Origin of the sequence: Marivita sp. (assembly GCF_022763305.1) — a bacterium.
Classification (GTDB): domain Bacteria; phylum Pseudomonadota; class Alphaproteobacteria; order Rhodobacterales; family Rhodobacteraceae; genus Marivita.
The window spans coordinates 26,458-34,885 of sequence record NZ_JALEGT010000064.1 but is presented as its reverse complement, the minus strand read 5'-3'; the positions used below and the strand labels follow the sequence as shown (position 1 = coordinate 34,885).

The 8,428-nt window shown below is 59.0% G+C and carries 8 protein-coding genes; 2 read left to right on the top strand and 6 right to left on the bottom strand.

All coding sequences use genetic code 11. The features are described from left to right. Nucleotides 1-86: 86 nt before the first annotated feature. The 5 genes from MRY75_RS12765 to MRY75_RS12745 all read right to left on the bottom strand — a co-directional run bounded on the left by MRY75_RS12765 (nucleotide 87) and on the right by MRY75_RS12745 (nucleotide 6,038). Nucleotides 87-272 (bottom strand): hypothetical protein, encoded by a 186-nt coding sequence (locus MRY75_RS12765; protein ID WP_292308389.1) that lies wholly within the window; start codon nucleotides 270-272, stop codon nucleotides 87-89. Nucleotides 273-670: 398 nt separating this feature from the next. Beyond that, nucleotides 671-1,387, bottom strand: coding sequence for a DUF4274 domain-containing protein (locus MRY75_RS12760; RefSeq protein WP_292308385.1), 717 nt, complete (start codon nucleotides 1,385-1,387; stop codon nucleotides 671-673). Between the two features lie 488 nt (nucleotides 1,388-1,875). Then, nucleotides 1,876-3,645 (bottom strand): PQQ-dependent methanol/ethanol family dehydrogenase, encoded by a 1,770-nt coding sequence (locus MRY75_RS12755; protein WP_292308384.1) that lies wholly within the window; start codon nucleotides 3,643-3,645, stop codon nucleotides 1,876-1,878. 525 nt (nucleotides 3,646-4,170) lie between these two features. After that, nucleotides 4,171-5,346 (bottom strand): hypothetical protein, encoded by a 1,176-nt coding sequence (locus tag MRY75_RS12750; RefSeq protein WP_292308382.1) that lies wholly within the window; start codon nucleotides 5,344-5,346, stop codon nucleotides 4,171-4,173. A gap of 281 nt (nucleotides 5,347-5,627) precedes the next feature. After that, on the bottom strand, nucleotides 5,628-6,038 hold the full coding sequence (locus MRY75_RS12745) for a c-type cytochrome (protein ID WP_292308380.1): 411 nt from the start codon (nucleotides 6,036-6,038) through the stop codon (nucleotides 5,628-5,630). A 157-nt stretch (nucleotides 6,039-6,195) separates the two neighbouring features. Here MRY75_RS12745 and MRY75_RS12740 point away from each other — a divergent pair, with 157 nt between their 5' ends. Beyond that, a complete protein-coding gene (locus MRY75_RS12740) occupies nucleotides 6,196-7,170 on the top strand; it encodes an ABC transporter substrate-binding protein (protein WP_292308378.1) in 975 nt (324 codons plus the stop codon). A gap of 2 nt (nucleotides 7,171-7,172) precedes the next feature. Next, nucleotides 7,173-7,844, top strand: a complete 672-nt coding sequence (locus MRY75_RS12735) for an ATP-binding cassette domain-containing protein (RefSeq protein WP_292308376.1) — start codon at nucleotides 7,173-7,175, stop codon at nucleotides 7,842-7,844. Here the strand turns inward: MRY75_RS12735 and MRY75_RS12730 are convergent. Continuing rightward, on the bottom strand, nucleotides 7,841-8,389 hold the full coding sequence (locus MRY75_RS12730; protein ID WP_292308374.1) for a sel1 repeat family protein: 549 nt from the start codon (nucleotides 8,387-8,389) through the stop codon (nucleotides 7,841-7,843). The genes MRY75_RS12735 and MRY75_RS12730 overlap by 4 nt on opposite strands. Nucleotides 8,390-8,428 lie beyond the last annotated feature (39 nt).

Here is an 8,428-nt window from a genome sequence, read left to right as displayed (position 1 = left end):
CACACGTTCAGCTGGTCAAAAACCAAAAAAACGCCGCCCATTTTGGCGACGTTCAAGAGAAGAAGTGCTTGACCCATAGTGCGCGATTAGACAACCGAGCGTAACGATGTCAGCGGCACTCCGAGTTGCTTGGCCGACGAAGCAACGACCAAGGACGGATCGTAGGCCGTTATTTCGAAATGCTGGCCGAGATGACGGGCGGCAAGTTGTCCGAACGCACCAAACCCCACAATGCCGAGCGACGGCTTATGAATTCTATTGTTGTCTTTCATTTTTCGACCTTTGAAGTGCCGCCTGGCAAAAAGGTCGATTGCATGTTGACCGCTGTCAGGGGCAGCGGAAAACCAATGATGAATGACCCGCAGCTATGGAAGCTGAGGGTAATAATCCTGCTCTGCGAAGAACGAGTTCACCATACCGGTAGTGATAGAGCACCCCTGAGAGCAGCGTCAATGCTATTGCTTCACAGCGGTCATTGGTCGTGGCGCAGCATCATGGAGGTATGGGCTCAAAGCGGTCATCGCGGCACCAATCACCCCAACAAAAAAACGGCGCACCCGAAGGTGCGCTGCTCAATCACTTACGTTTCATTACCCCAGAAGCACGCCTTCGCGCGAACGAGGGAACGCGTCTTGTCGTAGTGCGCTGCAAATGGCGGCCAGACGACCCATCAACCATCCAGGCTGACGACCTGCTCGGAATGAGCCGTGTATCGGCTCTGAGGCGGGCGACCGCTCAGGACATCCTTGAACAACCCGACCGGCACCGGAACATTCTCGTCGGAATGGATTGACCGTTCTTCGAAAAGCCGCCGCATTTCGTTCAGAAGGGGGCGTTGGTCATTGGCATATCCGATGGACGCAAGCGACAATTCCTGCCGGGCAAATCCCTGCGAATTCGCCCGTTCGCAGATATCGAGGATAAGGGACCCGGGAAATTGTGCGGAACTCTTGTCCTTGGGCATGCCAACGATGGCCTGACCGTACAACATCAGAAAGATGCCGGCGGCGGTCGCACGATCGCACCCGGGTTGCCGGACGATCCAATACAGAAGATTAACATTCTCCGGAATGTCATAGTTCAATTCAGGAAGCATTTGATGCCACAAGTCGGGGTCCGGTGACTCGCTTTGCCATTCAATGAATTTGGGGTCCGTTGTCTCGATATTCTTCGGACCGGATGGTGCGCCTGTTGCGTGGGCTTCGGATTCAGCAAACGCTTTCATGATCAGAACTGCGCAGGACAGAGGGTTTTCGATCTGATCGAAGCTGCCTGCATCAAGCTTTGCCTGACAGGTGTCGTCCAAAACCTCGCGCGCAAGGTCGCCCACGTTGCGAAACTTGTAGAGCCCGTAGATCTCGTGCGCCACCCGCGGATGGTCCGTCATGAGCTCGATTTCATCTCCCAGACGGGCATCCAGCGTTTCGAATATGATCTGACAGGCTTTTTGTTCCCCGCGTGTCAAAGAGGAAACGGTTGGCGCTGCGGCAGACGGGTTGCCGCTATACATCCTGCGAACAAATCGCACGGCGAAAGCCATAAGGTAGTCCGCGCGCCCGGAGGCCTGCGGTGACAGTCTGGTGTATCGTCCTCCAAGAAAGGCGGCGATCCTTGCTATTCCGGGTTCGAGTGCTTTGCGCCCATCTTCATACGCCGACATCCACAGTTTCATAGCCATCAACCTTTACCAGACATTTCACATCCATGGTCTTCGGGTATTCCCCTTTTATGGCAGGAGTTTGCCGGCAATGTGGAAACAGGGATTCACGCGTCCGGCGGCTCGGGGCGAGACTGGCTCATTCCTGTCATATCACCACCCCAACAAAAAACGGCGCACCCGAAGGTGCGCCGCTCTTTTTTACCGATTGGTAAAAATCAGTTCGCCGAGGCCAGCTCTTTCGGCAGGCGGAAGGTCCAGAGCGTGCCACCCTGGTTCAGGTAGTTGACCTTCTTGGCCACTTCACCGCCCCAGAGCGGAACAGCACCACCCCAGCCCGAGATGACCGAGACATACTGATCGCCATCCTGTTCCCAGGTGATCGGCTGACCGACGATGCCCGAGCCGGTCTGGAACGACCACAGAACCTCACCGGTTTCGTCGTCCAGCGCGAGGAACTTGCCTTCCGGCGTGCCGAAGAACACCAGACCACCCGCCGTGGTCATCACGCCACCCCAGAGCGGTGCGTCGTTCTTGTATTCCCAGACCCATTCGCCGGTGTCCGGATTGATCGCCTTCAGAGAGCCGATATGGTCTTCGTAGTTCGGCTTGATGGTGAAACCGGACCCCAGATAGGCGGCACCCTTCTTGTAGGTGATCGGCTCGTTCCAGATGTCCATGCCCCATTCGTTGGACGGCACGTAGAAGTTGCCGGTCCGCTGCGAGAAGGACATCGGCATCCAGTTCTTGCCACCGAGGAAGCCGGGGGACGAGAAGACCACATCGCCTTTCTTGCCATCGGCCGACGCGGTGGGATCACCCGGACGGTTGTCCTCGATGAAGACCGGGCGACCAGTGTCGTCGATGTCGCTGGCCCAGGAGATGTCCTTGACGAACGGATAGGCATCCACAAACCCGCCATCTGCGGCATTGAGCACGTAGAAGAACCCGTTGCGGTCCGCCGTGGCCAGACGCTGCGATCCGTCGCGACCGTCATAGGCCACCACTTCGTTCACACCGTCATAGTCCCAGCCTTCGCGCGGCGTGGTCTGGTAGTGCCACTTGATCTCGCCGGTCGCCGGGTCGATGCCGATCCGCGATGCGGCATAGAGGTTGTCGCCCGTATTGCCGTCGGTCGGAACGCCCGCACCGCGCAGGTGGCTGTTCCAAGGAGCCGGGTTGCCGGTGCCGAAGATCAGCGTGTCGGTGCGCTCGTCATACGATCCGCCCAGCCATGTGGCGCCGCCGCCGGTCTTCCACATGTCGCCCGGCCATGTCGCATTGAGCGTGCCGGTCATGGTGCTTTCTTCGCCATTGAGCATGCCCATATGGCCTTCGATCACCGGACGTTCCCACACGAGGTCGCCGTTCTCGATGTTGCGCGCCTGCACCGATCCGACGATACCGAACTCGCCGCCCGAGTTGCCGGTGATCACAAGATCGCCAACGACCAGCGGAGCCGCCGTGTAGGAATACCCCGCCTTGTAATCATTGATCTGATCGCGCCAGACAACATCGCCGGTCTTGGCGTCGAGCGCCACGATCCGCGCGTCGAGCGTGCCGAAGATCACCTTGTCGCCCGCCAGAGCGGCACCGCGGTTGATCACGTCACAGCAGGGCAGGATGCCCTCGGGCAGACGGGCATCGTACTGCCAGACCTCTTCGCCCGTGTTCACGTCGATGGCGTAAAGACGCGAATACGACCCGGTGATGTACATGATGCCATCATAGACCAGCGGCTGCGTCTCCTGACCGCGCTGCTTTTCGCCACCAAGGCTGAACGCCCAGGCCGGAACAAGGTTCTTGACGTTGTCCTTGTTCAGCGTCTCCAGCGGCGAATAGCGCTGCAGATGCCGCCCCATCCCGTTGGTGACGACCTGATTGGTCATCGTCTGGTCATTCGCCAGCATGTCCTCGGTCACACCCTGAGCAAAGGCGCCTGTCGCGGCGATGATGCTGGCTGTGACGGCGGCAACAAATCTGTTCATTCGTATTCCTCCCATGAACTTCAGTTGCAGGTATCCAGATGCACGGGGGGCGCATATGGACGGCTGAGGGGCAGTATAGGGATAACGGATGCGCGTTGTACGCGACTTGTGTCGTAAGACCTTTGGGAGGTTGACAGGACTTTGGTCGTATTCGAGTTCGGGCGATTCGACGGGGATGGAGCGAGCGGTGGTGCTGGCCTTACGATCTGGCAGGCGACGAGTCCGAATACCCGTCAAATGATGCTCGAGATATTGGCAGGTGTAAGGCCTTGTATCTGCTACGCGATGGCGACGCTGACACAAGGGGGCTGCGGATCAGGTATGCTGCTCGATCGCTTCGAGCTCCAGCGATGGTCACAGCGTTCTCTCAAAACACAAAGACGGTCCCCGCAGGGTCGGCGGCGAAAGTTTGACGCCAAGAAAGATCAGACAGGTGCCGGGACAGAACAACGGGATCAAATAGCCTTCAATCGCCCCCCCTGAAATATTTGAGCCATCAAGATATCAATCAACCAAACGTATTGCTCAGTCGGTCCTCATGAGAGTAATCAAACCAACAAGACGGTACTTGTTTTGTTTCTCCTTGCGGCTATGCGATGCGTTTGGTGCAGCCATCCCCCAAAGGTGCCCCATCTGAAAATTATAGGGTTCTGGAACCTTTGCCTTTTTCTTAGCCGTCTTATTAGCCTCCTGTATTGCTTTGATCTTGGCATCACGCGCCGTTGCGGTGTTTTCATATGCCAACTCACGGGCATTCATGTTTTTTGAGAACCCCATGACGTAGCCACCTGAGGGATCAATGGCGTCATAGGCCTTCAGACCACTTTGCACTTTGTTTGTGATCAGGACCCAATGATCTCCGCGTGAGGATCCAGAGTAGTCAACATGCGCGGCTACAGCGTGCCCAGCATTCAGAATGCTGTCGATAAATCCGTCAACCGGTAGAGGCAGTGGCTCTTTGTAATGGGAACCGTAGCGCTGAGCCTTCATTCCGAGCAGCATAGGCACCCGGGTTGTCATCAAGCCACCAAATTCGCTATAGCCTTGGTTATTCAGAGCGATCTTGTTCACATCAGACGGTGATAAGTTCTTTGGCAACAGGCCTTTCGGCCAACAGGACTGAGGTTTTCCCAGTTTTGTCGCTGCCATGGTGATTACGGTCAGACAGCACCCTTTTTCGTTCAAATGCGCCCAAGCATCGTACTCGTTGACTACCTTGTCACCGTTCGAGTCCCATCGATGTCCCAAGAGCTCACGGAAATCACCCTGGCTAAAGATGGCAAATCCGTTGTGGATTCCGCGCATACGCCCTGTTGGTGCAGGCAATGAATTGGGCGGAATGTGTCCAGAAGGCAGCGTGCCCAAGAGTGATTTCCAGGTTTGTCCATTTGGGTCGACTCTGGCATCGGCCCAGCTTTGGTTCCGTCCCATTCCAACGATCTGAAACTGGCGGATCGCTTCGTTGAGGTTCGGCAAGTCATACTGTCCCCCTCCGCCAGGAGCGTATTCGGGGATATCCGGTTTTAATTCGCCAAAACCGTCCAGAAGACCCTGTGCGGCGCAGGCATTTCTGTAGGAAGGTTTGTAAACAAGGTTAAGATTTATCAAATCAGTAACTTGCGAGACATCTGCATACCGGTTCATACCGCCGAACCCGACAGAACCGGCAAGGCCCGTGATTTCCAAAGGCTGCGGGTACATACTGAAACTCCTTAAAACAAATGAACAATTAAAAGCTTTATAAGACTATGGCGCACTCAACTCACGGGAGATTTCAGCATCCAACCGAGATCGGTTCACCAAGAAAAGTACGCTTAAATTCAAACGACGGTAGCGCAGTTTGCAGATCAAAGAAAGCCAGTTTAGCACGCACCGCCCGGCGCAAAAAAAGGTGCGTGAAATCACGCACCCTATCTTCGCCTTCCCATCAGAGTCGGTTCACACCACGACACGCCACGAAAGCAACACTTTTCCCCCCAACCTCACTTCGAAATCGCCGAATTGTCCTGCGTCGTGATCGACACGAGATAGGACAGGATGAAATCCTGCACCGTGCGGTCCTCGATGCCGACATGGCGCATCTTGGTGCCGGGCATGAAGCCGTCATTGTCCTCCATCCACGCGCGCAGGGCCGCCGGGGTCCAGACGATGCCCGAGGCCTCCAAAGCAATCGAATAGTCGTAATCCGGATAGGTCCCAGCACCGCGCCCGACGATGTTCTCCAAGGGCGGGCCGTAGGACGCATCCGTCGGCTCGACCGCGTGGCAGCGGCGGCATTCGGCTTCGAAAAGGGTCTTGCCCGCGTCGATCTTCACCTGCTCGAAGGTGGTCTCGCTGGCAAAGACGGGCAGGGCGCAGACAGTGGCGGCTGCGATCAGGGCAAAACGGGTCATCGGTGGTCTCCTTCAATAAGATGTCCCAGCGTAGGAACACCCGAAATCCGCCAATATGATCCACATCAAGAGATGCGACCTTGGCCCACATCCTTTGGTCGTATTTCCGCAGGAAAAGCGGCTGGTACTGTGGGGCCAATCATTCTGGGAGGACATGATGAGCTTTTTCTCCACACTCCGCGCGAGTACCGCCGCGCTGGTTCTGGTCGCCACGGGCGCCCTTGCCGAAACCCCCGTTCTGCGCGCCGCCGTGCTTGAATCCGGCACCGTGAACTGGGAACTCGACAGCATCAAACACAACGGCTTCGACACCGAAAACGGGTTCGATCTGCAAGTGCAGGGCGTTGCGGGTGGCTCTGCCGCGCAGGTGGCGTTTCAGGGCGGTGAGGCGGATGTGATCGTGTCCGACTGGCTCTGGGTCGCGCGTCAGCGGGCCGAGGGCAAGGATTACATCTTCGTGCCCTATTCCAAGGCCGTGGGTGCGCTGCTGGTCCCCGAAGGCAGCACCGCCACCTCGCTCGCCGACCTCAAGGGAGGCAAGATCGGCATCGCGGGCGGGCCGCTCGACAAAAGCTGGCTGATCCTGCGCGCCTATGCCGAAAAGATGCACGGCATGGACCTCGTGACCGAGACCGAACAGGTTTTTGGCGCGCCGCCCCTGATCTACAAGACCGGGCTGCAGGGCGAACTCGACGGCGCGATCAACTTCTGGCACTTCCTCGCAAAGATGGAAGCGGGCGGCATGACGCCCCTGATCACCGTCGACGCCGCCGCGCGGGAACTGGGGCTTGACCCCGAAACCCCACTTCTGGGCTACGTCCTGCGGGGCGAGATGCTGCGCGATCACCCTGATCTGGTCGAGGGCCTCGCCGCCGCCAGCCGCGCGACGAAGGACCTGCTGGCCTCCTCCGACGCCGAATGGGACCGTCTGCGCCCGCGCATGAACGCCAAGACCGATGCTGAATTCGAGGCCCTCAAGGCCGGGTTCATCGCAGGTATCCCCGCCGACCAACCGGTTGACGAGGAGGCCGCCGCCCGCATGCTCGCGCTGATGGCCGATCTGGGCGGCGAGGAACTTGTGGGCGCGGTCCAGACACTGCCCGAGGGCGTCTTCGTCCAGCCCGGAAGCTGAGCTTGGCTGCGGCACCGTCCCTCAAGCTGGTGAGCAACCGCGACCCCAGAACACCGGCGGACCACCCTCCGCCTGTGCTGAGCGTCACGCTCGACGGCATGAGTTTTGGCGGCAAAACCGTGCTGGGCCAGATCGACCTTGCCCTCGCACCGGGTGAAACAGTCGCGATCACCGGCCCGTCCGGTGTCGGCAAGACCACGCTGATGCGCATCATTGCCGGGCTGGAACACCGCCAGTCCGGCCATGTGCGCCGCCCCGACAAGCTGGCCATGGTGTTTCAGGAACCGACCCTGATGCGCTGGCGCAGCGTCGCCGACAACCTCGCGATCCCCCTCGGCCTGACGCCCGGGCAGATCGACATTGCCCTCGAAGAGGTCGGCCTCGCCGGTCGCGGCGCCGCGTTTCCCGATCAACTCTCCCTCGGTCAGCAGCGCCGCCTGTCACTGGCCCGCGCCTTTGCCGGCAAACCCGATCTGCTGCTTCTCGACGAACCCTTCGTCAGCCTCGACGCCGATCTCTCGGACGAGATGATGACCCTCTTCGAGCGCCTCCGCGACAGCCATCCAGTTGCCACCCTGCTCGTGACCCATGCGATCCCCGAGGCCGAACGGCTTGCGACGCGCATCCTCGAATTGTCAGGAAGCCCCGCGCAATTGCAGGCGCGTCGCCGTTAAAACAACGGCGCGTATTTCCAGTTGTCCGCATCCGGCGTGACCTCGTCGAGGTCATAGCCCGCGCCCTGCAACCGCTGCGCAATCTCCAGACCCTCGGACGCCGCCTCGTCGACATAGCGCCGCCCGAGAACCTCGTCCTTCGCGATCCCGTGACCGCGCATCAGGTTCAGACCATGGTTGAACTTGCCGACAGGATCGCCCAACTCTGCCGCCTGCTGGTCCCAGGCCGCACTGGCCTCGGGGTCGTAATCCCCACCCAGGCCATTGTTGTCGAGCTGGCTCATCCAGGTCATCGCCCCGGTATAGCCTGCCTCAGCGCAATTGCGGAACAGCGTGCGCGCAGCGGCATGATCCCCCGACTTGGTCAGCATGTAGCCGGTTGCACAGAGCACCATCCCGGTCTCACCGTCCTCGGCCCGATCCAGCACGGACCGCCACGTCATCTCGTCGGGATTGAGCACACCACCCGGATCGTCATCTTCGGCCCAGAGGGCGGTGGCACTCAGCGCAAGCGCGCAACTCAGCGGGATCAGAATCTGTCTCATATCGCAACCCTAGCGCAACAAGGCCCCAAGATCACCCGA

What these genes read in the sequence shown, in the direction of transcription:
- MRY75_RS12750 (WP_292308382.1), bottom strand. Translation starts at nt 5,346, where the DNA reads ATGTACCCGCAGCCTTTGGAAATCACGGGCCTTGCCGGTTCTGTCGGG.
- MRY75_RS12760 (WP_292308385.1), bottom strand. Translation starts at nt 1,387, where the DNA reads ATGACGGACCATCCGCGGGTGGCGCACGAGATCTACGGGCTCTACAAG.
- MRY75_RS12745 (WP_292308380.1), bottom strand. Translation starts at nt 6,038, where the DNA reads ATGACCCGTTTTGCCCTGATCGCAGCCGCCACTGTCTGCGCCCTGCCC.
- MRY75_RS12740 (WP_292308378.1), top strand. Translation starts at nt 6,196, where the DNA reads ATGAGCTTTTTCTCCACACTCCGCGCGAGTACCGCCGCGCTGGTTCTG.
- MRY75_RS12730 (WP_292308374.1), bottom strand. Translation starts at nt 8,389, where the DNA reads ATGAGACAGATTCTGATCCCGCTGAGTTGCGCGCTTGCGCTGAGTGCC.
- MRY75_RS12765 (WP_292308389.1), bottom strand. Translation starts at nt 272, where the DNA reads ATGAAAGACAACAATAGAATTCATAAGCCGTCGCTCGGCATTGTGGGG.
- MRY75_RS12755 (WP_292308384.1), bottom strand. Translation starts at nt 3,645, where the DNA reads ATGAACAGATTTGTTGCCGCCGTCACAGCCAGCATCATCGCCGCGACA.